Consider the following 25255-nt stretch of genomic DNA (forward strand, 5'->3'; position numbering starts at 1 on the left):
ACGACGCACCGGTCCGATCGACCCAGCAGCCGGCTCACGCCTGCCGGAACTTCCGGACCTCGTCGAACAGATCGCGGGCATCGGAGTTCGCGCGGTGCTTGGCGGCTTCCAGCTCCAGCGGCTTGAGCCGGTCGGAGACGCGAGCGGACTTGACCCGCTCACCGTGCTGGAGCGCGCGGCGCCCGATCTTGATGCCCTCTTGGACGTCACCGGCCCGGAAGTGGTTGGTGGCCTGCAGGCTGAGCCCGAACACGTGCGTGCGCTGCATGTCGGCGCCGTAGGCCTCGTTGCACTTGATGGTCTCGCCGACCGCGATCGGCGCGTGCTTCTTCGGGTCGAACACGGCCAGCGCGTCGTGCGCGGAACCGATCATGCCGTGCAGGTCGTTCTCGCCGAAGAACCGCACCCAGTCCGGTGCTTCGCTGGACTGCGCCCGAGCGAACTCGTCCTTCGTGCGGCCGACCATCTTCTGCACCTGGTCGGGCTTGTTGAGCATGCCGTAGGCCCAGGCCTCGTTCGCGCACAGCACCGCGACGGTCAGCGCCGAACCGGACTCCTGCGCGGCGATCTGGCCGAGCTGGAACAGCTTCAACGCCTCGTTGGGCTCCTGGTGGTGCAGGTAGACCCGGCCCATCCGGTACAGCACGCTGGCCAGCAACCCGTGGTCATCTGCCTGCTTGGCGAACTCCAGCGCCTTGCCGAAGTGCCCGCGCGCCGGGTCGAGCAGCCCCACGTCGAACGACGTCCACCCGGCCAGGCTGTGCATGTCGGCCAGCGCCACGAACAACTGCTTGCGCACGATGTCGGTGGAGGTCGAGTCGAGCAGCTGCTGCGCCCAGGACAGCTGGGCCACCACGGCGTCGCGGCAGGTGCCGCCGCCGTAGCGGTAGTCGAGATCGCGCAGGGCCTTGGTCGCGGCCTGGATCTGCTGCACGTCGGTCATGCCGATCCTGGACGGCGCCGGCGTCTGGGCGTTCGCCGGAAGCCAACCGCTGGCCTCCCCGAACACCGCCGCACCCATGGTCACCTGGGCGGCGTGGGACAAGAACTTCCGCCGCTTCACCGATTCGTCCTCCTCAGCTTCGAGGGCGTTGGTCGCACTAGCGACCCGCATCGCGGTCGCCCCGTCGTAGGCGAGGCCCATGAAGCCCCGCGGGATACCCAGCCCGTCGGCGATCCTGGCCAGCACGTCGTAAGCCATGACCTGCCGACCCTTGAGGATCTCTGACACCTCGGATTGCGACTGGCCCGTCGAGGCCGCGATCTGGCGCTGCGAGACACCGCGTCGGCGCAGTAGCTTGTAGATCTCGCTGATGTCCCGCCGGGCCAGGGCATCCCGCATCTCCCGATCGTTCCAAACGTCGGGTGTAACGGGAGAGCCGCTAGAACCGATGATGTTCATTTAGACCCCCTGACGCTCTGCACGGGCGTTGGTCGCAGAGTAAGGGCACTGCGGCAACCCGGTGAAGTCCGCTTCGGTAGAGGTGATCGGTTGCGCTGAAGTCCGCCGACCGCTCGTCGTCGCCATTGGGCCGGTCACCGCCCAACGACTAGGCGAACCCGGCCGACTGGGCCCAATCTAGTCACCAGCAAGCAACCGAGCACGGACGGGACGGCAACCACGGTGGACGGACAGGCGCAGGAATCCCGGATCGGCCGGACGGCCGAATCCGCTCCGGCACCCGCCGAACGCCGTCGTTGGTGGCAGGTGGACTGTCGCGATGTGACGAACGCGCACCGCAACCTGGCCGTGCTGGTCAACCGGGATGAGGTTGAGCTCGTCGGACCGCCCGGCCACGCAGCGGTGCTCAGCACCGTGGGCGTGCGCCAGTTGTCAACAGCGTTGCGGGATGCCGCGATGCAGGCGAGAAAGTGACGGTGACGTTTCAGTGGACGAGATCCTGGGGCAGGTGCTGCGCAACGCAGTCCGCGAACGGCTCGACATGTTGAGCGAGCTCGCGGACCGCGCCGACGCCACCTCCCTGCTGTCCGTGGCGCGTTCCGAACTCCCCCGACTCACCGAGGGATGGCGGACGCTCCTCACCGCGCACGAAGCCGATGAGAAGGGCAACTGCCCGGAGTGCTCGAGCCGTTGGCGCCCGCAGAAAGCACCGTGCTCGGTGTGGCGCTCGGCTTACGAGCACCTGGTGGCAGGCGCGCTGTCTCCCCGTCCCGCACGGCACCAGCGACCGGCGCACGCTCTGCGCCCGGTGGCGCCGGTGCCGTAAAGCCGGCGGACTCGGTCCCGGAGCAGTACCTCCTCCCCGACCCGGGACCACCGAGAAACCGCCAGGTGGCGGCCGATGCGCGACTGGTCGCGTATCCCCGACCTCGACCATCGAGCATCGGCCGCCACCGATAAAACTCCACAAGCTTCCGCGGGCTGGTGCTGACGCACTCCCCTCCCCCCGACCGGTACTGGTCCGCGGAGTCCAACTGCCGCGGTACCCGTTTCCCCGGACGGCTCCGCGGCAAGGATGGAAAGGCCCTGGCGCTCGATTCCCCGACCGAGCCCAGGGCTCTTTCCTTATGTCCGTGAGTCTTTTGGGCTGCTATGGCGACCCGAAAGACTCACGGGGGGTGAGCAGGCCGAACGCGTTACTTGCGGCGGAGTCTGGCTTTTGCCTTGAAGTGGTCGTCCAGGTGGAGGCCTGGTTGGGGGGATGTTCCTCGGGGTGTTGGGACGCCGGGGCGTTCTGCCGGAGTCGTGCGGTCGGCCGGGACCATCGCCCAGGGCTGGCGCGGGCCGAGCAGCGGCGAGTAGACCGGGACGAATCCCTGGTCCAGCAAGGAGATCGCGAAGTCCACCGCCACGTGGCCGCGCGGGTCCAGGACGCCGGTGCCCTGCCACGGCAGCAGTCCGGAGCCGCCGAGGTAGGTGAAGCCCAGGCAGCCCCTGCGCACCGCGCTGAGCGTCAGGCGGACCCGGTTCGGGAACATCCGCTCGTAGCCGAACTCCTCGTCCACCTGCATCGTCGCCATGTAGCGGATGACGGTGTGCCACGCCCGGCGCAGCACCGCGCACCGCGCTTGGCGCACTTCGGCGGACACGGTCTGGTCGCCGAGGTTGTAGACGTCGGCGTAGATCGCGGTCGACCACTCCAGCCGGTCGACGCCGGTCGGCACCGAGACCGGGACCGAGTACACCATCGACATCAGGATTTCCCGGAACAGCCCGATGACGTGCGGCGCGAAGTCGTCGGCACCGGCGGTCCACCGGTGCACCCGCTCCAAGGTGCGCAGCGGGTTGTCGGTGATGTCGAACTCGCGCAGCGATTCGCCGAGCAGCCGCCGGTACTTCGCGATCCGCTCCGCGCGCTGCGCCGGCAGGCCGGGGCCGAGGCGCTGCTCGGCGACCACGTCGATGTCCTCGACGACGGTGCGGTCGCCGATGCCGACCAGGTCCACGTACTCGCGCAGTTTGCGCTGGTAGGCATCGGTGATCGCGGCCGGGCGGCTCCGGAAGTGCCTGCCGTCGGTGAGGATGTTGAAGTGCAGGCCGGGCGGGTGCACCGCGCTGATCGCCCGCTGCATCTCGCGCAGCCGGGCCATCGCGCCGAGCTCGGCCAGGTCGGGCAGCGGGCCGCCGGCTTTGAGCCGGTTCAGGCACTGCTTGACCGGGAATCCGAGCAGCACCACTTCGATCGGTTCGCCGCGCCGCACCAGCGGTTCGACGTCCGCGCGCAGGTCGGCGAGCTGGTAGTTCGACCGGGATCCCTTGAAGAACTGCTTGCGGGTCAGCACGTGGTGCACCGCGCCGAGCGCCTGCTCGCAGTCCGCCGGACCCGGCTGGTCCAGCCCGAACTTCGCCGCTGCGCTGCGCCCGGTGCGCGTCGCCGCGCGGTCGACGTCGGCGAGCACCGAGTCCACGACCTCCTGGGTTTCCTGCGCGGTGAGGTGCACGGCCCAGCGCTGCGCCAAGCGGTTCTTGCGCAGCGCGCCGATCTGCAGCTCTTCCAGGGAGTGCGTGTTGGACAGGCGCGGACCGATGCGCTCGTCCGGTCGCGGGCGGGTTTCGAAGGTGGCGATCACCTCGTCCTGGTGCGCCCGGCGTTCGGCGGCGAACCCGGGGATCTCCACCGCGATCGACCGCGCACCGCCGAACCTCGCGCTGATCTCGGCCCGGTGGGCCTGCGCGTCGTCGAAGACCGCGACCACGTCGACGTCGCCGAGCTCGCCCAGCTCCGGGTCGCAGCTCGCGTCGTCGCCGAGGCAGAGCAGGGCGACCTCCGCGATCCCGGCCGCGGCCAGGACTTCTTCGGTCTGCTCGCGGAACCGCTCCTTGCGCCGGGTGTAGAACACCACGCGGCCACCGGCGTCCTGCACGTCCCACACGAACCGGGCCAGGCCCGCGTTGGCGCTGTCGGTCCGCAGCCGCTCGCGCGGGCGCGCCATGAACGCGCGGACGAAGTCGGCGCGCACCGCGGCCCAGTCCACCGCCGGGTAGCGCTCGCCCAGTCCGCTCTGCTCGACGAAGTCGTCCCAGGTCTGCGGGGAATGCGTCGGCAGGACCGGCAGGGTCCCCGCGCTGGCGAGTTCGAGGATGCCCTCCGGTGCGCCGGGCCTCGGGCCGGAAGTCGCGCGGGCGGCGTCGAGGATCCGTTGCAGCGGGACGAATCCGCACAGGTCGACGTCGATGGCGACCGCGGGTTCGGCGACGTCCGGATCCCACCGGCGGCGACGGGTGCGCTGCTGGACCTCGTCGAGCACCGACCGCAGCACCGCATCCTGCTCATCCGGCACGGTGTGGGCGTAGCACTGCAGTGGTTGCTCGCCGGAGAGCAGCTCGGCGGTGCTCGGGTCGAGGTAGCGGAGTTCCTCGGCGATCACCCGGTCCACCGCGTGCCGGATCTGTCCGGCCCGGCGACCGCCGTCGAGCTCGGCGAACCCGGTGCTGAGCCGGTCGAGCGTGCCGACCAGCGCGCGGACCCCGGCGGCGACCTCGGTGCGGCTCGGCTCCCAGCTCACCCGCTCCTGGTCGGTGATCACCATCCGGCCGGTGGCCTGCAGCTCCGGGGAGAGCTCGACGGCGAGCCCGGTCTCGTCCAGCGCGAACAGCCCGATCCCGTGGACGTCGAGCGTCACCCGGAAGGTGCGCAGCAGCGGGCGGACGAAGTGCTCCAGGAAGTACTCGAGCTCGTCCTCGCGCCATTCGAACCGGTTGTCCAGCACCACGCGCAGCAGTTCCGGCGTTCCGTCGGCGCCCCGCCGCAGCAGCGCGGAGAGCGGCACGGCGATGGTGCCGCCGGGGTGCGACGGGTGCGCGGGCGCGGGCTCGGCCAGGCGGAGCAGCGCCGCGGTGTCCGTGCCGGTGTCGACCACGGCGCCGTGGACCGGTTGGGTCGCGCAGTGCATGCGCAGGTTCGGGTCTTCCTCCACGACCGCCGAAAACCGTTCCGAGCAGCGGATTTGCCGTTGCGCGCGCTCGCGGGAGGCGACCGATCGCAGCTGCACGGTGCGGGCCCGGTCGGCGATGCTGATCTGCTCGCCGGGCAGCGGCACGGTGAGGTCGGGTTCGGTCACCGCGGTCAGCAGGTTAGCGGCGAGGTCGGCGTCGGTGCCCGGCAGCAGTTCGACCCGGTCCACCGGGATCTTGGTGCGGTGCCCGGGATCCGGTGCGTTGACCAGGGAACGGGTCAGCCGCTGGAGCCAGCTCGCGTCGAAGACCTCCCGGGTGCGGCGCAACCGGACCAGCGCGCGGTAGAGATCGGCCCAGTCCGGTTCACCGCCGAGCGGGACTCCGCTGCCGATGCCGGTGAGCCGCAGCTGCCCGGACTGGGAGCGCTCGACGCGCAGCCCGTAGCCGCCTTCGGCCAGCAGCGCGTTCGCCGCGTTGGTGGTCAGCGGGCGCCGGAGCGCCGGAGCGTCGTCGTCCTCGGCCTCGCTCCCCCGGTCCGGCCGAGCGGCCGGCTCTGCGGTCAACCGCGCGGTCACGGTGCTGCGGTGCGCGTCGCGCGCGGGGCAGCGGAGCAGGCACGGGTACCCGCGGCAGGGACGTCGCAGGACCCCGCGCTCCCCCAGATCGGTGTCCACCGGGAAAGCACAGCACGTCGAACGACGGGAGGACGAGAGACAGCCGCGCAGTGACCCACGATGACCTTTCTGTCACGGAGAATGACGACCCGATCACCCTAGATAGTGACCGCGCGCGCTGACAACATGACTCAATGCATATCCGAATGGTGTAACGCGGAGGATCCGCAGGTCAGCGGCAGGGCTACTACCGGGGCAACGACCAAACAGCCCAATTGGTCAAGTCGTCGCACTGGGAATCACCCATTCGATTGATACCGTCTTCGGCATGTCCGGAGCGCACGACCGCCCAGCGGCCGGGAAACTTGGGACAACACCGACATCGGGGGGTCACCCCCGGAAAGCGCCGGTGAACCAGGCCGCCGGGTCGAACTCGGCACCTCTCCCAGGGCTCCCCTGAAAGAGACTCATGGTCGTGGTCGGCAAGATGGTCAGTGCACATGATCAAGGAGTAGCCTTGCCAGCCGAAGTCGCCCCACTGCGCCGCAAGCCGGTACAGCAGCGCAGTGCCCAACGCGTGGAGAAGATGCTCGCCGCCTGCGCTGAGCTGATCGACGAGGTGGGCTACGACGGGTTAACGACCACGCTCATCGCCGAACGGGCCGGGGTCGCGGTCGGTTCGCTCTACCAGTTCTTCCCGGACAAGCGCGCGGTCGTGCAGGAGCTGACGCTGCGCAACCTGGACCGCTTCGTGCACACCGTGTCGGCGCGGTTCGACCAGCTGGAGCTGGTGCACTGGTGGGACGCGGTGGACGCCGTCTTCGACGTCTACCTGACCATGCACCGCGAGGTCCCGGCGTTCAGCCGGCTGCACTTCGGCGACGTGGTCGACATGCGCCTGCTGGACCCGGGCAAGGACAACAACGCCGTCATCGCCGAGAAGCTGATCGGGTTGCTCGCCGAGGAGTTCGACCTCGATCCGCAGGAGCTGCTGCTCCCGCTGGCGGTCGCGGTGGAGGCCGCCGACGCCGTGCTGCACATGGCGTTCCGGCGGGACCCGGCGGGCGACCCGACGCTGGTCGCCGAGGCCAAGGAGATGGTCCGCGGCTACCTGTCCAACCGGATCCCGGAGGGTCAGCCGAAGGACTTGCCCTCGCCTCGGTAGGTCGGTGCCGCGGTCAGGTCCTGGCCGTCGACCAGGTGGTAGTGGGTGAACCGCTCGGCGAGCTCACCCGCCTTGGCGTGCCGGAACCACACCCGGTCGCCGAGCCGGAGCCGGTCCGCGGCTGACCCGACGACGGGCGTCTGCACCTCTCCAGCGCCCTCCGCCGAGGTCAGCTTCAGGCCGCGCGGCCGGCTCGGCACCGGGATCCGGTCCGCACCGGGCGGGCCGGACGCCGGGTAGCCGCCGCCGAACAGGGTCGCGATGCGCGGTGCGGGCCGGTGCACGACCGGCAGCGCGTACTGCACCGCGGGGCGCGGTTGGAAGGAGCGGTAGGCGTCGAAGAGCGTGGGGCCGATCAGCCCGGACCCGGCAGCGACCTCGGTGACCGCCGGTTCCGCGGAAGTCCGCTCGAGGCTCCCGGTCCCACCGCCGTTGACGAACTCCAGCGGTGCCGACGCGCGCACCGCCCGCACCACCGCGCTGCGGCGTTCGGCGAGTTCGGCGGCGGACCGCCGCTGGAACCAGCGCACTGCCGCGCCGCGCAACGGCTGTCCGGCCGGTGCATCGCCGACCCCGGCGATCTGGCCTTCGTAGACCATCACGCCGACCAGCTGAAAACCCTTGCGGCGCACGATGTGCCGGGCAGCCTGCGCAGCTTGGTCGGCGGTGTGCACCGGGGAGCGGCGGGTTCCGATGTGCAGTCCGGGCAGCGGGCGCCAGGAGGCGTCGACCTCCAGGCAGAGCCGGATGTCCGGGCGGGTGGAACCGACTGCGGCGTCGATGAAGTCCAGGTGTTCGGGCGAATCCACCACGAGCGTGATCGCTCCGGCAGCGGCCGGATCGGCGGCGAGCTCCCGCAACGCGCCGCGGTCCACGGTCGGGTAGGCGACGAGGACGTCGTCGCTGAGCCCTTCCCGGTGCAGCCAAAGGGCTTCGGCGAGGCTGTAGCTCATCAGCCCGGCGAACCCGGGGGTTCGCAGCGCGCGGCCGAGCAACTCGCGGCAGCGCACCGACTTCGTGGCCACGCGGATCGGCCGTCCGGCCGCTCGCCGCACCAGATCTGCGGCGTTGTGGTCGAACGCGTCGAGGTCGACCACCGCGAACGGCGGGTCGAGCTCGCTGGTGATCTCGTCTAACCGGGACACGCCGACAACCGTATGCCGAAAGGGCTTGTTATGTGAATCTCATTCACATAATTTCTCGGGGCATGCACCCGAAGGAGGGCTGAGCATGCAGCGTTGGACCAACTGGGCCCGCACCGCGACCGGCACGCCGAGCAACGTCCTCGCGCCGCGCGACACCGCGGAAGCAGCGGCCGCGATCCGCGACGCGGCGAAGGACGGCCGAACCGTCCGCCCGCTGGGCACCGGGCACTCGTTCTCCAGCATCGGATCGCCGGGCACCGGCTGGGCGCTGGACCTCTCGCACTGGACCGGAATCGTCCGGGCGGAACCGGACACCGGGCTGGTCACCGTCCGCGCCGGCACCCCGCTGCACCAGCTGAACGCCGAGCTCGACGGCCTCGGCCTGGCGATGGCCAACCTCGGCGACATCGACCAGCAGACGATCTCCGGTGCCATCTCCACCGGCACCCACGGCACCGGCGCCGGGCTCGGCGGACTCGCCACCCAAGTCGAAGCGCTGGAACTGCTGCTCGCCGACGGCACCGAACGGCGTTGCTCGGCGGCGGAGAACCCGGAGCTGTTCGCCGCCGCACGGGTCGGACTCGGCGCCCTCGGCGTGATCACCTCGGTGACGCTGCGGTGCGTACCGGCGTTCACCCTCGCCGCGGAGGAACGCCCGGCGCCGCTGGACGACGTGCTGGAGCGCTTCGACCAGCTGGCCGCCGACAACGACCACGTCGAGTTCTACTGGTTCCCGCACAGCACGAACACGCTGGTCAAGCGGAACAACCGGCAGGACGGACCGGCGAAACCGCTGCCCCCGCTCCGGCACTTCCTGGAGTACGAGCTGCTGGAGAACCGGCTGTTCGGCGCGGTCTGCAAGCTCGGCCGCGCGGTGCCCTCGCTGGTGCGGCCGCTGAACCGGATCTGCGCCTCGACCTGGTCCAGCCGCTCCTACAGCGACCGGTCCCACCGGGTCTTCACCACGACGCGCAGCGTCCGGTTCGCGGAGTCCGAGTACGCCATCCCGCAGGAGTCCCTGCCGGACGTGCTGCGCGAGATGCAGTCCGCCGCGCGCGGTCTGGACGATCCGGTGATGTTCCCGGTCGAGGTGCGCGTCGCGGCGCCGGACGACATCTGGCTGTCCACCGCCTACCAGCGGCCGACCGCCTACATCGCGATCCACCAGTTCCAGGGCATGCCGCGCGACCAGTGGTTCAACGCCTTCGAATCGATCGTCGGCGCAGCGGGCGGTCGACCGCACTGGGGCAAGATGCACCGGCTCGACGCCGCCGCACTGCGCGAGCGCTACCCGCGCTTCGACGACTTCCGCAGGCTGCGCGCCGAGCTGGACCCCGACGGGGTCTTCCGCAACGACTACCTGGACCGGGTCCTCGACCCCTGTGGATAACTCGGCCACTTGTCCACAGGCGGTCCGCAAATTCCATTGAAATCAGACGTCCGATTTCAATGGAATTCGCGTCAGCCCAGGGCCTGGCTCAGGGCCTGGGGGATCGGAGTCGGACCGTTGACCACCGCCAGCTCCCGCTCGACGGAGGCGGGTTCGTCCAGCAGTGCGATGAGCACCGCCGCGACGTCGGCCCGCGTCACCTCGGCGCGGGCGACCTCGGCGCCCAGCGTCACCCGGCCGGTCGGCGGATCATCGGTCAGCAGACCCGGGCGCAGGATCGTCCAGTCCAGCGGACGAGCCCGCAGGTCCTCCTCGGCAGCCCGCTTGGCGTCCAAGTACGCGCCGAAGACCGGGTCCACGTCGGACGGTGTCGGCTTCGCCGCACCCATGGCGCTGACCTGCAAGAACCTTCGAACTCCGGCTTCCTGGCAGGCGTCGGCCAGCAGCGCCGACGCCGCTCGGTCGACGGTGTCCTTGCGCGCCGCGCCGCTGCCCGGACCTGCGCCGGCGGCGAACACCGCGGCGTCCACACCGGACAGCGAACCGGCCAGGTCGACCGGGTCGACGTGCTCGAGATCGGCCACCACCGGCTCCACCCCGTCGGCCCGCAGGTCGGCGGCGTGGTCCGGGTTGCGGATCAACCCGAGCACCGAATCACCGCGCTCGACCAGGCCGCGGCCCAGGTGTCGAGCGATCTTCCCGTGGGCTCCGGCAATCACGATTCGCATGCCGTCCAACGTAGGCCACCCACCGCGTCTGTACCGATTCAACACGGCCTGTGGACAACTGACCACACCCTGTGGACAACTCGTCCGAGCTGTGGAGCGAACGGCCCGTCCGCCTCGTCTGCTGACACGAACGGGTCGTCCACCTCACCCGAACAGCGGCGGGTGCGAAGAATGCGCAGTTCCAGCCGGAGTGGTTCGGCGCGGGCGGCTGGAACTGCGTCCCCAGGGGTTAGCTGCGGGAGGGGGCGGGGGCTTCGGTCGCGAGGAGCTGTTCGTAGACGACCTCGTTCACCCAGCGGGACACGGCGGTGTGCTCGACGGGCGGGGCGTCGGCGAAGCAGCGGCCTTCCAGTTCGACCTGGACGTCGTCGCCGTCCGCGCTGAGCACCGCGATGCCGAACTGGCGGGCGCGGATCAGGCAGGTCTCGGCGAAATCCGGAGCGACCGCGACGTTGCGCGGCACCACGATCGCCGCGCTGGCGAAGCGGGAGAACGGCACCGCGGCGGTCAACGCGCTGCGCCAGTGCCGGGCCGGGGCGAGCACCCCGGAGATCTCCGCGGCCGGCGGGGGCACCCGGCCGTCCATCTCGGGCCACACCCAGGTCGCGATCTCGGCGCGGTCCAGCACCGGGCCGCTGCCGAAGCAGAGCCGTTCGGCGTGCGCGTCGGGGACCAGCTCGGCCGTCGCGATGATCTGCCGCCCGTAGAGCTTCGTCGGCGGCAGCACGCTGCCGGTCCACCCGAGGACGTCCACCGCTCGCTGGGCGAGCCGGCCCATGGAAGCGACCGGTCCGAGCGGGGACCGAAGTTGCGTAGTCGAGCAGGCTCGGACCTCGTCTTCGGTCCAGGCACGTCCCGGCATTCCGGTCACGGCGTTCCGCCTCCCTCATCAGCTGCGCTTGCGGCTCCCGGCCACGGACGGCGTGGCCACTGCACGACTAAAACAGCTCCGGGCGGGTTCTGCGCTGATCAACCGGGGTCGCTGCGACCGGCGGCGGACATCGGTCGGTGACTGGTCGATGAATGACATCTGGACTTCAGCCCAGCGATGCGGCCATTCAGGTGATGGCGGTACGACACCCGCCACGACCTACCACCGCAGCACCCTGCGGCGCACCGGATCACCGCAGGTCACGAGCTATCTGGACAGCAGATCGAGCTCGGTCCGCTCCAGCTCCACCAGTCGCTGCCGGATCCCCTCCGCCGCGGGCAGGAGGGATTTGACGAGCTTGCCGACGTCGGCCCGAACGCTGTGCGCCACCACGCCGAGTGCGGCGACGACCGCTCCGCTCGCGTCCTGCACCGGCACGGCGACCGAGCAGTTCCCGAGCGTCATCTCCTCGTTGGCCTGCGCGAATCCCCGGTTTCGCACGCTCTGCAGTTCGCGCCCCAACCGGCCGGGTTCGGTGATGGTGTAGGCGGTGTAGCGGGACAGCCCGCGCTCGCAGCACTCGTGCACCACGGTGCTCGGCGCGTGCGCGAGCAGCACCTTGCCGACTCCCGTCGAGTGCAGCGGCAACCGCCCACCGCTGCGCGAGATGATCGGCACCGCGCGCGGCGTCGTGAGCTTCTCGACGTAGACGACTTCCAGCCCGGCGCGCACCGCGAGGTGCACGTTGTCGTGGGTGTGCTGGCACAGCTCCTGCATGTGCGGCAGGGCGACCTCGCGCAGCCGGCTGTTCACCGGCGCCAGCAGCCCGATCTCCCACAACCGCAGGCCGATCGAGTACCGGCCGTCGCCGTCGCGCTGCAACGCGCCCCAGAGCTCGAGCTCGCGGACCAGCCGGTGGGCGGTGGCCAGCGGGATCTCCGCCCGCCGCGCGATGTCGGTCAGGGTCAGCCGGACGTTGTCGATGTCGAAGGCGGTGAGCACGCTGAGCGCCCGCGCCGTGACCGATCTGCCGGGATCCCGACTGTTGCCCGCCATCTCGCCTCCCGTGGAGCGGACACCGGACGCCGGGCCGCTCCGATGTCACCCGCTCGCCCCAAGCCCAGCACAACCGATCGTTTTCGCCAAGCCCGCGACGATCATCCGATGCCCAGGAGCTCCCGCATCCGCGCGTACTTCAGCTCGAGCCGCTCCCTGGTCCCCGCATCCAGCACGGCCAACCGGCCCGGATCGGAGTTGTGCGCCAGATCGGCTTCCTTGACCAGCAGCGCCCCGGGAGTCGCCAAGATCCGGGCGGCGTACTCGGCCGGATCTTCACCGGCCCGCTTGGTCACGGCGAGCACGATCTCCTTGGTCTCGGCCGGAAGCTCGGCCTTCCGGAGCCATTCCTCGGTCACCGCCCCGTCTTCGACGGAGTCGTGCAACCAAGCGGCAGCGACCTGGGCATCGCTGCCGCCCCGCGCCCGAACCCCGGCAGCCACCGCGGAGAGGTGCTCGACGTAGGGCCGCCCGGCCTTGTCGACCTGCCCCCGGTGAACCCGCGCGGCGAACTCACCGACCTCGTCCAACTCCACGGCCAACCCTCCTACTGCACTCCGGAAACCAGCACGAGCACCCAGCACGGGAAAGAAGCAGTACCGGCGAACGCCCGCACCAGGTTCCACCGAACCCCCTCCGCCTAGACCCAAGTACCCCAAAAACCGAACCAGAGTGGCGATCCCCACACCCAACCCCCAACCCACCCCACCGTTCGCTGTCCGCTGAACCAACCCAACCCAGAACATGACGAACCCCACCCCCACACCGAAAAGACGAACCTCACACCCAAACCCCGAGAAAAAACCCCAAACCAGACACCCCACGGCCAAAAACCTGGAGAAGCAGAACCCCAAAACCAGAAAACACCAGGTCAACACCCAAAAAGAAGCAGAACCCCAACCCCCACAACGAACCCGATGACCCCAACCCGCCAGGACAAGCCCAGATGCAGAAGAGGAGATACGGAAGCGGAGATGCGCGAAGCGCGAGAACGCGGAAGTGCGTTGAGACGAGGACGGCGGAAGAAACCGCTGGTTCAGACCCAGGCCGGGAACGCCACCCCAGGCGAGGAGCCGGATAAAAGGTGGCCACCGCACCGTGGGGGCCTACGGGGGCTCGGCCCCCGTACAGACATATAGGAAGAGGCCCCCCGGCGAAGCATGAGCCGGGGGGCCTCTTCCGAGTGGGCGAGGAGGGAGTTGAACCCTCACGTCCTTTCGGACACACGGACCTGAACCGTGCGCGTCTGCCATTCCGCCACTCGCCCGTGGCTTGGCTGGAAGCTTACACTGACTGCTTCCGGCCTTTGGCACCGGGGTCGCTTTCGCTTCCCTGCTGCCCTGTTGGCGAAAGTAGATTAGCACGGCATGACGAGGGGCTTCACCGGGGGGTCTGAGTTGTTGGGAACAGGGCGGTGTCTCGGCCCGTCGACCCAGATACGATGGGTGTCGGAAGTCGTACGCGTGGAAGGGATTTGCCGTGGGCCTCGTGCAGCGCTTTGAGCGCCGACTCGAAGGCATCGTCGGCAATGGCTTCGCGCGCGTTTTCGGCGGAAAGGTCGTGCCCCAGGAGGTCGCCCAGGCGCTGCAGCGGGAAGCCGAGCTGCAGGTCCGGGAGCTCGCCGGGGGTCGACTGCTCGCGTGCAACCACTACGTTGTGCAACTGAGCCCGTCCGATCACGATCGGCTCACCGACGACGAGGACCGGGTCACCGACCTCCTCGCCGACTGCGTTCAGGAGCATCTCACCGAGCAGGGGTGGGACACATATGGTGACGTCGTAGTCTCCCTGGAGCGCTCTGAGACGCTGCACACGGGACAGTTTCGAATCAGTTCGACCGTCGACCCCGACGTGACTCGACGGCCGGCACAACCGCGTACCGCAGGAGACCGACCCATGAGCCAGCCACCAGGCCACTACCCCCAGGGAGATCCGTACAACCAGCAGGGGCAGTACGGCTACGACCAGGGTTACGGCCAAGGCCAGGACCCCAACTACGGCCAGCAGCCCCCCGCTGCCGGCGGCTACGGCCAGCAGCCGGGCTACGACCAGGGCGGCTACGGCCAGCAGCAGCCGGGTTATGACCAGGGCGGCTACGGCCAGCCCGCCGGTTACGACCAGGGTTACGGGCAGCAGCCGGGCTACGACCAGGGCGGCTACGGCCAGCAGCCCGGTTATGACCAGGGCTACGGGCAGCAGCCCGCCGCTGGTTACGACCAGGGCGGCTACGGCCAGCAGCCGGGCTACGACCAGGGCTACGGGCAGCAGCCCGCCGCTGGTTACGACCAGGGTTACGGGCAGCAGCCGGGTTACGACCAGGGCGGCTACGGCCAGCCCGCCGGTTACGACCAGGGCTACGGGCAGCCTGCCGCCGGTTACGACCAGGGCTACGGGCAGCCCGCCGGCTACGACCAGGGCTACGGCCAGCAGCCCGGTGGCGCTTACCCGCAGTCGGGCGGCTTCCCGGACCAGGGCGGCTACGGCCAGCCGGGCGGTGCCTACCCGCAGAGCGCTCCCGGCGGCTACCCGCAGGGCGGCCCGCGCGGTGCGATGACCGCCACGCTGCACCTCGACGACGGTTCGAACCGCTCGTACACGCTGCAGCAGGGCTCGAACGTCATCGGCCGCGGCCAGGAGGGCCAGTTCCGGCTGCCCGACACCGGGGTGTCCCGCAAGCACATCGAGATCACCTGGGACGGCCAGAGCGCGATGTTGGCCGACCTCGGTTCCACGAATGGCACCACGGTGAACGGCACTCCGGTGCAGACTTGGCAGTTGGCGGACGGAGACGTGATCAGGGTCGGCCACTCCTCCCTGATCTTCCGCGCTCAGCAGGCCTGAGACCGCGGTCCGCGTCCCCCGACACGAGTAGGAGCGTTCACAACAAGTGCCAGAGCTGGTTATGCAGCTGACCAGAGCAGGGTTCCTCGCCCTGCTCTGGTTGTTCGTGCTGGCTGCGCTTCGAGTGGTTCGTTCAGACCTCTACTCGGCGTCCGGGATGCGGGTCCCGATGCCAGGTGCGGGTCGGGCCCCGGCCAAGGCCAGGGGCAGGAGCAAGGCGCCACGCCAGATGGTGGTGACGCACGGCGCGCTCGCCGGCACGCGCATTTCACTGGACGGTCGGCCGATCATGATCGGCCGGGCGGACGACTCCACGTTGGTCCTCGATGACGACTACGCGTCGACACGACACGCGAGGTTGTCGCTTCGGGGCTCCGATTGGTACGTGGAGGATCTAGGCTCCACAAACGGCACATACCTCGATCGGGCGAAGGTCACGGGGCCGACCAAGGTCCCGCTCGGCGTTCCGATCAGAATCGGCAAGACGGTGATCGAGCTGCGCTCATGACCCTCGTCCTTCACTACGCAGCCCGCAGCGACCGCGGCCTGGTTCGTTCCAACAACCAGGACTCGGTCTATGCCGGCCCACGACTACTCGCCCTCGCGGACGGCATGGGAGGCCATGCCGCCGGTGAGGTCGCCAGCAAGGTCGTCATCGCGGCCCTCGCGCCCCTCGACGACGACGAACCGAGCGACGACCTGCTCGGTCAGCTCCGCAACGCGGTGCTGACCGGCAACGACGCGATCTCCGAGCTGGTGGCCAACGACCCGGATCTGGAAGGGATGGGCACCACGCTGACCGCTGTCCTGTTCGCAGGCAGCAAGCTCGGCCTGGTGCACGTCGGCGACTCCAGGGCGTACCTGGTCCGCGACGGCGAGCTGACCCAGATAACCCACGACGACACCTTCGTGCAGTCGCTGATCGACGAAGGCCGGATCACCGAGGAGGAGGCCGCCAACCACCCGCAGCGCTCGCTGCTGCTGTACGCGTTGACCGGCCACGAGGTGGAACCGAGCCTGGCGATCCGGGAGGCTCGCGCCGGGGACCGCTACCTGCTCTGCTCCGACGGCCTGACCGGCCCGGTGAGCACCGAGACGATGGCGGAAGCCCTGCGCATCCCGGACCCCCAGCAGTGCGCGGACCGGATGATCGAGCTCGCCCTCAAGGGCGGCGGGCCCGACAACGTGACCGTCATCATCGCCGACGTCGTCGACGTCGAATTCGGCGATGACGCCCCGATCGTCGGGGGCGCGGCGGGAAATGGAGATGAGCATCCGCAACCCGATTCGTCGGCGGCGCGCGCGTCCGCGGTAACCATGCCGCGGCCGCAGCCGCAGCGTTTCGAGCCCACCTCACCGCCGCCGGAGCAGCCCCGCAAGCGGAGCTGGCTGCGCTGGCTGCTGGTGACGTGCGGCGTGCTCATCCTGCTTGGAGGCGGTGCACTGGTCGGGCGTTGGTGGGTGCTCAACCAGTACTACATCGGTGCGAACAGCGCCGATCAGGTGGTGATCTACCAGGGCGTGCAGGGCACCGTGCTCGGTGTCTCGCTGAACTGGGAGGTGGAGAACTCCTGCCCGCCGGACTCGGCAGCGGACTGCACTCCGATCAAGCTGACGGACCTGCAGGAAGCTCAGCGGCCGGACGTGCGCAACGGCATCACCGAGGTCAACGGTCTGCAGGACGCTCGCGACGCGATGCGCCGCCTGCGGATGACCGCGCTGCTGCCCGAGTGCCAGAAGCCCGAGCCCCCGGCCACGCAGCTCCCGCCGCCTCCGGCGAACCAGCCCCCGGGCCAGAACCTGCCGCCCGAGGCGCCGAAGCCGCCAGAGGCACCCACCCCGGATGACGCGACACCGCTGCAGACGGAGGAGCAGAAGCCGGGTGTGACCTGCCGGATGGTGAGTTGATGCCCGGACCGGCCGCTCAGACCGGAGCGACCAGCGGCGCCCCGCGAGTTCTCACTCGGCGGGGCACCGAACTGTTCATGCTGGTTTTCGCTGCGGTGATCGTCACCTTCGCGCTGCTGCTCGTGGAGGTCGCGCAGGAGCAGACAGTCACCAGGGACCTCTTCCTCTACGGGGCGGCGTTCCTGGTGCTGTTCGGCGCGGCGCACTTCGCGGTGCGCAGGTGGGCGCCCTACGCCGACCCGCTGATCTTGCCCCTGGTGGCGCTGATCAACGGGATAGGCCTGGTCATCCTGCACAGGCTCGACCTGGCCGAGGCGTCGGGCGGACCGTTCACCGGCAAGCAGATCCTGTTCACCACGGTCGGCGTGGTGCTGTTCGTGCTGGTGCTGAAGTTCGTCCAGGACCACCGGACGCTGGCCCAGTACGGCTACACGTGCGGCTTCGTCGGGTTGGCGCTGCTGGCGCTGCCCGGCCTGCTGCCGAGCAGCATCTCGGAGGCCAACGGCGCGAAGCTGTGGATCTCGATCGGCGGGATGTCGATCCAGCCGGGCGAGTTCGCGAAGATCCTGCTGCTGATCTTCTTCGCGTCGTTCCTGGTGTCCAAGCGCGAGCTGTTCACCACCGCCGGCAAGCGGTTCCTCGGCATCGACTGGCCGCGGGCCCGCGACATGATGCCGGTGCTGGTGGCGTGGATGCTGTCCATCGGCATCGTGGTGCTGGAGAAGGACCTCGGCACCTCGCTGCTGTTCTTCGGCATCGTGCTGGTGATGCTCTACATCGCGACCGAGCGCGCGGTGTGGGTGTTCCTCGGCCTGTCCATGTTCGCGCTCGGCTGCATCGTCGCGTTCAACCTGTTCGACCACGTGCAGGTCCGGGTCAACACCTGGCTGGACCCGCTGGGTCCGGAGGTGGACGGCAAGGACCCCGGTTTCCAGCTGCGCACCGGTCTGATGGGCATGGCCAAGGGCGGCATCGAGGGTTCCGGCCTGGGCAAGGGCCTGCCGCAGAAGACGCCGTGGGCGTCCAGCGACTTCATCATCTCCGCGGTCGGCGAGGAGCTCGGGCTGATCGGCCTGATGGCCCTGTTCCTGGTCTACCTGCTGCTGATGATGCGCGGCCTGCGCAGCGCGCTGGCGGTGCGCGACTCGTTCGGCAAGCTGTTCGCCGGCGGTCTGTCGTTCACCCTCGCGCTGCAGCTGTTCGTGGTCGCCGGTGGTGTCACCGGGCTGATCCCGATGACCGGTCTGACCGCCCCGTTCATGGCCGCTGGTGGTTCGTCGATGCTGGCGAACTACGTGCTGATCGCGCTGCTGCTGCGGGTTTCCGACGCGGCGCGCCGGCCGCAGGCGCCGGCGAAGCCGAAGCCGAAGCAGGCTCCGATCGCCGAAGCGCATACCGAACTGGTGGAGCGTCCCCGATGAACAAGCCGTTGCGCCGCGTGGCGCTGGCCATGATGGCGATGATCGTGCTGCTGATGGGCAACGCGACCTACGTCCAGGTGATCAAGGCCGACGAGCTGAACGAGGACGGCCGCAACGTCCGCACCCGCTACGAGCGCTACGGCCGCGAGCGCGGGCAGATCATCGCCCAGGGCCAGTCGCTGGCCGGTTCGCAGCGGACCGAGGACCCGATCTACAAGTTCCAGCGCCAGTACTCCAACGGCCCGGCGTTCTCGCCGGTGACCGGGTTCTACTCGTTCTACTACGGTTCCAACGGGATCGAGCGCGCCGAGGACTCGATCCTCGACGGCACCGACGACAGCCTCGCGTTCCGCCGGCTGTCCGACATGATCACCGGGAACTCGCCGCGCGGTGGCAGCGTCGAGCTGACCATCAACCCGGCCATGCAGCAGGTGGCCTACGAGCAGCTGACCAAGCAGGGCTTCCACGGTTCGGTGGTGGCGCTGGACCCGCGGACCGGCGAGGTCCTGTCCATGGTCAACGCGCCGTCCTACGACCCGAACCTGCTGACCTCGAGCGACAACAACGAGGTCGCCCAGCAGTGGAACAAGCTCAACGACGACCCGGACCGGCCGATGGCCAACCGCTCGGTCTCCGAGATCTACCCACCGGGTTCGACGTTCAAGCTGATCACCACGGCTGCCGCGCTGCAGAACGGCTACACGCCGGACAGCAAGATCGAGACCGCCGCGCGGATCCCGCTGCCGAACACCGCCAGCGCGACACTGCCCAACTACAACAGCAACACGTGCAAGGGCGACACCCTCACGCTGGCCGTGGCCTACTCGTGCAACACGGCGTTCGCCAAGATCGCCGGTGAGCTCGGCGCGGACAAGATGCGGGAGACCGCGGCCGCGTTCGGCTTCGGCGAGGACCTGCAGATCCCGATGGCCGTGGCCAAGTCCGACCTCGGCCCGATGGCCGACGGCGCGTCGCTCTACCAGAGCGGCATCGGCCAGCGCGACGTCCGCGTCACCCCGATGCAGAACGCGATGATCGCCGCGGCCATCGCCAACGACGGCAAGCTGATGAAGCCGCAGGTCGTGAAGGCAAACCGCGCCCCGGACATGGCGGAGCTGGACACCTTCAAGCCGGAAGAGCTGCACCAGGCCGTCTCCCCGGAGATCGCGCACATGATCCGGGACATGATGATCAAGTCGGAGCAGAACACCAAGGGCTCCGGCAAGATCTCCAACATCCAGATCGCCTCGAAGACCGGTACCGCCCAGCACGGCGACGTCGGCGACAAGCCGCACGGGTGGTACGTGGCGTTCGCCCCCGCGGAGAACCCGACCATCGCGGTCGCGGTGATCGTGGAGAACGGCGGCGACGAGGGCGCGGAGGCCACCGGCGGCTCGATCGCCGCCCCGATCGGCCGGGAGGTCATCCGGGCCGGTCTGCAGGGAGGTGGCTGATCCGTGCTGACCTCCGGCCAGTTACTCGCCGACCGGTACCGACTCGGCAAGCGCATCGCGGTCGGCGGCATGGGCGAGGTGTGGGAGGCGGTGGACGTCCGGCTCGACCGGACGGTGGCGATCAAGGTGCTCAAGGCCGAGCTGTGCGGGGACGCCGAGTTCCTGCACCGCTTCCGCACCGAAGCGCGCACCACCGCGTCCTTGAACCACCCCGGCATCGCCGCGGTGCACGACTACGGCGAGACCGCTGCCATCCCGGACGGGCCGGAGGACACCGCCTACCTGGTGATGGAGCTGGTCGAGGGCGAGCCGTTGGCGGCGATCCTCGCCCGCGAGGGTCGCATCAACACCGACCACACGCTGGACATGCTGGAGCAGGCCGGCCAGGCGCTGCAGGCCGCGCACGAGCGCGGTCTGGTGCACCGGGACGTCAAGCCCGGCAACATCCTGATCACCCCCGACGGCAAGGTGAAGCTGACCGACTTCGGCATCGCCAAGGCCGCCGACTCGGCGCCGGTGACCCGCTCCGGGATGGTGATGGGCACCGCGCACTACATCGCGCCGGAGCAGGCCCTGGGCGAGGACGCGACCCCGTCCAGCGACGTGTACTCGCTGGCCGTGGTCGGGTACGAGTGCCTGATGGGGCACCGCCCGTTCCTGTCCGACAACGCGGTGACGGTCGCGATGATGCACATCCGCGACATCCCGCCGCCGCTGCCGCCGGACGTGCCGCCGGGCGTGCGCGCGCTGATCGAGGCGACCATGGTCAAGGACCCGCGACGCCGCTACGTCGACGGTGGCGAGTTCGCCAACGCCGTCGCAGCGGTGCGCGCGGGCCGACCGCTGCCGACACCGTCGTCGCTGGTCGTGCCGCAGCAGCGCCAGCAGCTGAACGTGCCAGTGCTGAACACCGGCGTCCACCCGATGCCGGGTCAGCAACTACCGCCGATGGGCAACACCTATCCGCCGGGAGTGATCCCACCGCAGGCACCGGCCCCGCAGCTGCCACCACCGCAGCAACAGCAGGCACCACCCGGCTCCTCGACCAGCAAGGTCGTGATCTGGGTTCTGGTGGCGGTGCTGGCGGTGGCGGTGCTGGTGGCGGTGGGATTCGCCACCTACTGGGTCGTCAACCGCGATCAAGGCATGGGTGCGGCACCTCACGGCCTGGATTCCGCTGCACCGCTGGGCCACACTGCGCTACGGCATCCGGACCCGGCGGCTGTGCCGGGCCCCGGAGTCGGGGGAGCACCACTCGTCCCGTCGGCCACTACCGGCGAGGGCGGATCGGCATGATGGGACGATCGTTGACAAGGATCGGAACGACGCTTCGATGAGTTCACCCCGACTTCTGTCCAACCGATACGAGCTCGGTGAGACGCTCGGCTACGGCGGCATGTCCGAGGTGTTCCGCGGTCGCGACACCCGGTTGAGCCGGGACGTGGCGGTGAAGATCCTGCGCGCCGACCTCGCCCGCGACCCCACGTTCCAGCTGCGGTTCCGGCGCGAGGCGCAGAACGCCGCCGCGCTGAACCACCCGGCGATCGTGGCCGTCTACGACACCGGCGAAACGGACTCCGAGAGCGGGCCGCTGCCCTACATCGTGATGGAGTACGTCGACGGCCGGACGCTGCGCGACATCGTCAAGACCGAGGGGCCGCTGACCCCGCGCCGGGCGATGGAGGTCATGGCGGACGCTTCGGCGGCGCTGGACTTCAGCCACCGGCACGGCATCATCCACCGCGACGTCAAGCCGGCCAACATCATGATCACCGGCTCCGGCGCGGTGAAGGTGATGGACTTCGGCATCGCCCGCGCGCTGGCCGACGGCCAGGCGGCGGTCACCCAGACCGCCGCGGTGATCGGCACCGCGCAGTACCTGTCGCCGGAGCAGGCGCGCGGCGAGGCGGTGGACGCGCGCAGCGACGTCTACGCCACGGGCTGCGTGGTGTTCGAGCTGGTCACCGGGGAACCGCCGTTCACCGGTGACTCGCCGGTCGCGGTGGCCTACCAGCACGTCCGGGAGGAGCCGCGCAAGCCCTCCGACCTGAACCCGGCGGTGCCCGCGTCGCTGGACGCGGTGGTGCTCAAGGCGTTGAGCAAGAACCCGGCGAACCGCTACCAGTCGGCCGCGGAGATGCGCGCCGACCTGGTGCGGGTGCTGTCCGGGCAGCGCCCGAAGGCTCCGATGATCATGTCGGACGAGGAGCGCACCGCGATGCTGACCCAGACCTCGGCGCCGACCGAGGTCGTGCCGGGTCGCCACCGGTCGGTGGAGCGCGACGCGGAAGAACCGGTCGACGACGAGCGGGACCGCAAGCGCCGCAAGCACCGGATGGTCGCGCTCATCACGCTGGCCTGCGTCGCGGTCTTCGCGCTCGCCGCGTGGGGGATCACCGCGTTGGTCGGCAACAGCGCGCCCAAGACCGAGCCCGTGCCGAACTTCAAGAACATGCTCAAGACCCAGGCGATGGACTACGCGCAGAAGGAGGGCTGGCGGGTCGATCCCAAGGCCTGCCCGTCCACGCCGGACCAGATCGAGAAGATCGTCAAGCAGACGCCCGAGTACCCGGCGCAGCTGAACAAGGAAACGGACGCGATCGAGATCTGCTACGGCACCGGTCCGGAGAGCGTGGACGTCCCGGACCTGGAAGGCCTGTCCATGTCCGAGGCGCAGCTGAAGCTGCGGGACGCCGGCCTCACGCTGGGCATCACGCCGGAGTACCGGGAGACCTCGGACTCCAAGATGGTCCAGAAGATCATGGACTGGGACAACCGGGGCTCCTCCGTCGCCAAGGGCACCACGATCAACGTCGTGGTGGGCAAGGCGGTCGAGACCGTCCAGGTCCGCGACGTCCGCGGCCAGCCCTTCGACACGGCGAAGGCCTACCTGGAGGGCGCCGGGTTCAGCGTCAAGAAGCAGGTGCGCGACTCCGACCAGCCCGCTGACACGGTGCTCGACCAGACGCCGGCGGGCGGAACCCAGGCCCGCGCGGGTTCCGAGGTGACCCTGGTGGTCTCCAACGGCCAGCAGATCTCCGTCCCGGACCTGACCGGCATGTCGCCGAGCCAGGCCGAGCAGGCGCTGCAGAGCCGCGGGTGGACCGGCAGCATCAACGAGGTCAGCCAGGACACCCCGGACAAGGACAAGGACGGCAAGGTGCTCAGCTCCTCGCCGGGCTCCGGCCAGAAGATCGGCCGCAACGAGACGGTGACGATCTACGTGGGCAACTACAGCAAGGGCTCGTCGCCGACCACCAGCCCGGACAACGGCGGAGGCCTCTTCCCGCCGTTCGGCTGACCAGGGCATGACGAAGGGCGCCTCCCCGCGCGGGAGGCGCCCTTCGTCCTTCCGGAGTTCTTGCTGGTCAGCGCTGGGCTGCGGCGGCGACTTCGCGCATGCCGCGTTCGAGGCCGGCGACGAGGTGCTCGTCCACCGGGTAGCCCGCGCTGGCCATCCAGTTGGCGAGCATGCGGTGGCCGCCATCGGTGAGCACCGACTCGGGGTGGAACTGGACGCCCTCGACCGGCAGCTCGCGGTGGCGCATGCCCATCACGATGCCCGAGGCGGTCTTGGCGGTGATCTCGAAGTCGTCCGGGATGGAGTCCGCGCGGACGATCAGCGAGTGGTAGCGGGTCGCGATGAACGGCTCAGCCAGCCCGGCGAACACCCCGGCGCGGGAGTGGTGGATCTCGCTGACCTTGCCGTGCAGCAGCTCCGGCGCCCGCTCGACGACCCCGCCCCACACCGCGCCGATGGCCTGGTGCCCGAGGCACACGCCCAGCACCGGCTTGCGCTCCGCGGCGCAGCGCTGGATCAGCTCCATCGTGCGACCGGCGCGGTCCGGCGTGCCCGGACCGGGGCTGAGCAGGACGCCGTCGGCGGCCGCCACGTCGTCGTCGGTGACGACGTCGTTGCGGCGCACGACGCAGTCCGCGCCCAGCTGGGCGAGGTACTGCACGAGGTTGTAGACGAAGCTGTCGTAGTTGTCGACGACGAGTACGCGCACGTCGCCAGCGTACGCGCGCCCGTGACGTCACGTCCTACTGGTTTTGAACCGAACCCGTCCTTGTTTTTGAAACGCCGGAGGCGTTTAGCCCGCCCTCGGCGCTGGCACCGCCGCGGGTTCTCAGCGTTCGCCTGGCGAGGACGGCCCGACTGCCGTGTATTGGCATACATAAAGTCGGGCACCCGCAGACCAGGCGGGCGCTGAGGTTCCGCTACTTGCACCGCCACGCAAAACGAGTGCTTCAGACAGGCACCTACTGCGTGGTCACGTCGTTGAACGGCAGCAGCGGGTCGATCCACGGGAACACCACGAACAGCAGCAGCGCGACGGCCGCGACCACCAGCAGCAGGGCCTGCACCGCCTTCGCGGCAGTGCCGCCGGGCAGGTGCCGCCAGATCCACCCGTACATCAGCGTTCCTCCAGCTCAGCGGGCCGCAGTTCCGGGTGCGCCGGGTCCTTCGGGTACTCCGTGGTGAGCACGCCGTGCACGATCAGCCGCTGCTCGGCGGAGAACTCCGGGTGGCAGGTGGTCAGCGTGATCAGCCTGGTGCGCTGGTCCGGGGGCAGCAGGTCGACCGGCTGGCCGGGAACCGGGTGGATCACCTCGCCCTGCGTCGGTAGCACGATGCGCTGGCCGTGCACCTGCTCGTACGGCCCGCCGATCGGCGCCACGCCCTGGCAGCGCTGGTCACCGCCGTGCCCGTTCCACCCGGCGACCTCGTCGGCCATCGGCAGCACCCGGTAGACGTACCAGCGGGTCGCGGTCTCCACCACGATCGGATCGCACGAGTCGAGCTTGTCCAGGTCGTTGAACGGGGCGCCCTTGCCGATCCGGTGCCCGGCCACCGCGAAGTTGCCCTGCTCGCCGGGCCAGGCGGTGCCGACGTAGTGGCCCGGACCGGCGGAGAGCGTCTCGCCGTCGGTGCCTTCCAGCACCGCGAACCGGAAGTCCGGCCCGAACTCCGGCAGGTACAGCTGGGCGAAGCCCTCACCGGTGCTGGGCGGCGGTGGCGGCGCGGCCGGTGCCGGCTGCTCCCACCGGGTCTGCAGCTGGTCGGTGGCCTCGGCCTGCTTGCGGGCGGTGGACCAGTCGGTCACGTAGACCGCGTAGAACACGAAGAGCAGCAGCACCAGGCCCGCGGTGATCAGCAGCTCGCCGACCACGCGCAGCGCGGAGCGGACGCGTCGACGATCCGGCGGCGGGGCCTCCGGGTGCTCGGGGGATGCCACGGTTGCGCTCTCCGTCACGGCTCGTTCGCGGGGTCCTGGTGGTCTCCGGGCAAAATGATCACG

The 25255-nt window shown here is 69.7% G+C and carries 21 protein-coding genes and 1 tRNA gene; 11 read left to right on the forward strand and 11 right to left on the reverse strand.

What is annotated here, in order from left to right; all coding sequences use genetic code 11:
- Positions 1-34 precede the first annotated feature (34 nt).
- Entirely contained in the window at positions 35-1342 is a 1308-nt protein-coding gene (locus OU415_RS26635) for a helix-turn-helix domain-containing protein (RefSeq protein WP_270951991.1), read from the reverse strand.
- A gap of 381 nt (positions 1343-1723) precedes the next feature.
- On the opposite strand from OU415_RS26635, the gene OU415_RS26640 reads away from it, so the two are divergent.
- Positions 1724-1876, forward strand: a complete 153-nt coding sequence (locus OU415_RS26640; RefSeq protein ID WP_270951992.1) for a hypothetical protein — start codon at positions 1724-1726, stop codon at positions 1874-1876.
- Between the two features lie 13 nt (positions 1877-1889).
- Complete coding sequence (locus OU415_RS26645) at positions 1890-2228, forward strand: hypothetical protein (RefSeq protein ID WP_270951993.1); 339 nt, start codon at positions 1890-1892, stop codon at positions 2226-2228.
- Between the two features lie 370 nt (positions 2229-2598).
- Here the strand turns inward: OU415_RS26645 and OU415_RS26650 are convergent, their stop codons facing one another.
- The gene (locus OU415_RS26650) at positions 2599-6033 is read right to left on the reverse strand and encodes an L-tyrosine/L-tryptophan isonitrile synthase family protein (RefSeq protein WP_270951994.1); all 3435 of its coding nucleotides are present in this window, start codon (positions 6031-6033) and stop codon (positions 2599-2601) included.
- Between the two features lie 427 nt (positions 6034-6460).
- Between OU415_RS26650 and OU415_RS26655 the strand changes: the two genes are divergently transcribed.
- The gene (locus OU415_RS26655; RefSeq protein WP_408641920.1) at positions 6461-7138 is read left to right on the forward strand and encodes a TetR family transcriptional regulator; all 678 of its coding nucleotides are present in this window, start codon (positions 6461-6463) and stop codon (positions 7136-7138) included.
- Here the strand turns inward: OU415_RS26655 and OU415_RS26660 are convergent.
- On the reverse strand, positions 7108-8283 hold the full coding sequence (locus OU415_RS26660; protein ID WP_270951996.1) for an amino acid deaminase/aldolase: 1176 nt from the start codon (positions 8281-8283) through the stop codon (positions 7108-7110). The genes OU415_RS26655 and OU415_RS26660 overlap by 31 nt on opposite strands.
- An 85-nt stretch (positions 8284-8368) precedes the next feature.
- Here OU415_RS26660 and OU415_RS26665 point away from each other — a divergent pair, with 85 nt between their 5' ends.
- A complete protein-coding gene (locus tag OU415_RS26665; RefSeq protein ID WP_270951998.1) occupies positions 8369-9673 on the forward strand; it encodes a D-arabinono-1,4-lactone oxidase in 1305 nt (434 codons plus the stop codon).
- A 71-nt stretch (positions 9674-9744) separates the two neighbouring features.
- Here the strand turns inward: OU415_RS26665 and OU415_RS26670 are convergent, their stop codons facing one another.
- From OU415_RS26670 to OU415_RS26690, 5 genes are all read right to left on the reverse strand, one after another.
- On the reverse strand, positions 9745-10401 hold the full coding sequence (locus OU415_RS26670) for an SDR family oxidoreductase (RefSeq protein WP_270951999.1): 657 nt from the start codon (positions 10399-10401) through the stop codon (positions 9745-9747).
- 229 nt (positions 10402-10630) lie between these two features.
- On the reverse strand, positions 10631-11179 hold the full coding sequence (locus OU415_RS26675; RefSeq protein ID WP_270952000.1) for a hypothetical protein: 549 nt from the start codon (positions 11177-11179) through the stop codon (positions 10631-10633).
- Between the two features lie 360 nt (positions 11180-11539).
- Positions 11540-12328: an IclR family transcriptional regulator gene (locus tag OU415_RS26680; protein ID WP_270952002.1), complete on the reverse strand. Its 789-nt coding sequence runs from the start codon at positions 12326-12328 to the stop codon at positions 11540-11542.
- Between the two features lie 101 nt (positions 12329-12429).
- Positions 12430-12864, reverse strand: coding sequence for an HD domain-containing protein (locus OU415_RS26685; protein WP_270952004.1), 435 nt, complete (start codon positions 12862-12864; stop codon positions 12430-12432).
- Between the two features lie 648 nt (positions 12865-13512).
- A tRNA-Leu gene (locus OU415_RS26690) sits at positions 13513-13595 on the reverse strand.
- A 212-nt stretch (positions 13596-13807) separates the two neighbouring features.
- Between OU415_RS26690 and OU415_RS26695 the strand changes: the two genes are divergently transcribed.
- From OU415_RS26695 to pknB, 7 genes are read left to right on the forward strand one after another with little or no spacing between them, the layout of a single operon-like run.
- The gene (locus OU415_RS26695) at positions 13808-15169 is read left to right on the forward strand and encodes an FhaA domain-containing protein (protein WP_270952006.1); all 1362 of its coding nucleotides are present in this window, start codon (positions 13808-13810) and stop codon (positions 15167-15169) included.
- Positions 15170-15215: 46 nt separating this feature from the next.
- The gene (locus tag OU415_RS26700; RefSeq protein WP_270952007.1) at positions 15216-15677 is read left to right on the forward strand and encodes an FHA domain-containing protein FhaB/FipA; all 462 of its coding nucleotides are present in this window, start codon (positions 15216-15218) and stop codon (positions 15675-15677) included.
- On the forward strand, positions 15674-17077 hold the full coding sequence (locus OU415_RS26705) for a PP2C family protein-serine/threonine phosphatase (protein WP_270952008.1): 1404 nt from the start codon (positions 15674-15676) through the stop codon (positions 17075-17077). Before OU415_RS26700 ends, OU415_RS26705 begins: the two co-directional genes overlap by 4 nt.
- Positions 17077-18498: an FtsW/RodA/SpoVE family cell cycle protein gene (locus OU415_RS26710; RefSeq protein ID WP_270952010.1), complete on the forward strand. Its 1422-nt coding sequence runs from the start codon at positions 17077-17079 to the stop codon at positions 18496-18498. The genes OU415_RS26705 and OU415_RS26710 overlap by 1 nt, the downstream gene beginning before the upstream one ends.
- Complete coding sequence (locus OU415_RS26715) at positions 18495-19952, forward strand: peptidoglycan D,D-transpeptidase FtsI family protein (protein ID WP_270952011.1); 1458 nt, start codon at positions 18495-18497, stop codon at positions 19950-19952. The genes OU415_RS26710 and OU415_RS26715 overlap by 4 nt, the downstream gene beginning before the upstream one ends.
- Positions 19953-19955: 3 nt before the next feature.
- A complete protein-coding gene (locus tag OU415_RS26720; protein ID WP_270952013.1) occupies positions 19956-21248 on the forward strand; it encodes a serine/threonine-protein kinase in 1293 nt (430 codons plus the stop codon).
- A 37-nt stretch (positions 21249-21285) separates the two neighbouring features.
- The gene (gene pknB, locus OU415_RS26725; RefSeq protein WP_270952015.1) at positions 21286-23253 is read left to right on the forward strand and encodes a Stk1 family PASTA domain-containing Ser/Thr kinase; all 1968 of its coding nucleotides are present in this window, start codon (positions 21286-21288) and stop codon (positions 23251-23253) included.
- A 67-nt stretch (positions 23254-23320) separates the two neighbouring features.
- Here the strand turns inward: pknB and OU415_RS26730 are convergent, their stop codons facing one another.
- From OU415_RS26730 to OU415_RS26740, 3 genes are all read right to left on the reverse strand, one after another.
- Positions 23321-23962 carry an aminodeoxychorismate/anthranilate synthase component II gene (locus OU415_RS26730; RefSeq protein ID WP_270952016.1) on the reverse strand — a complete coding sequence of 214 codons (642 nt, stop codon included), beginning with the start codon at positions 23960-23962 and terminating at the stop codon, positions 23321-23323.
- A gap of 253 nt (positions 23963-24215) precedes the next feature.
- On the reverse strand, positions 24216-24371 hold the full coding sequence (locus OU415_RS26735; RefSeq protein ID WP_270952017.1) for a hypothetical protein: 156 nt from the start codon (positions 24369-24371) through the stop codon (positions 24216-24218).
- Entirely contained in the window at positions 24371-25210 is an 840-nt protein-coding gene (locus OU415_RS26740) for a class E sortase (protein WP_270952018.1), read from the reverse strand. Before OU415_RS26740 ends, OU415_RS26735 begins: the two co-directional genes overlap by 1 nt.
- Positions 25211-25255: the final 45 nt, after the last annotated feature.

The sequence above is a fragment of the Saccharopolyspora oryzae genome, assembly GCF_027853915.1.
GTDB lineage: Bacteria > Actinomycetota > Actinomycetes > Mycobacteriales > Pseudonocardiaceae > Saccharopolyspora > Saccharopolyspora oryzae.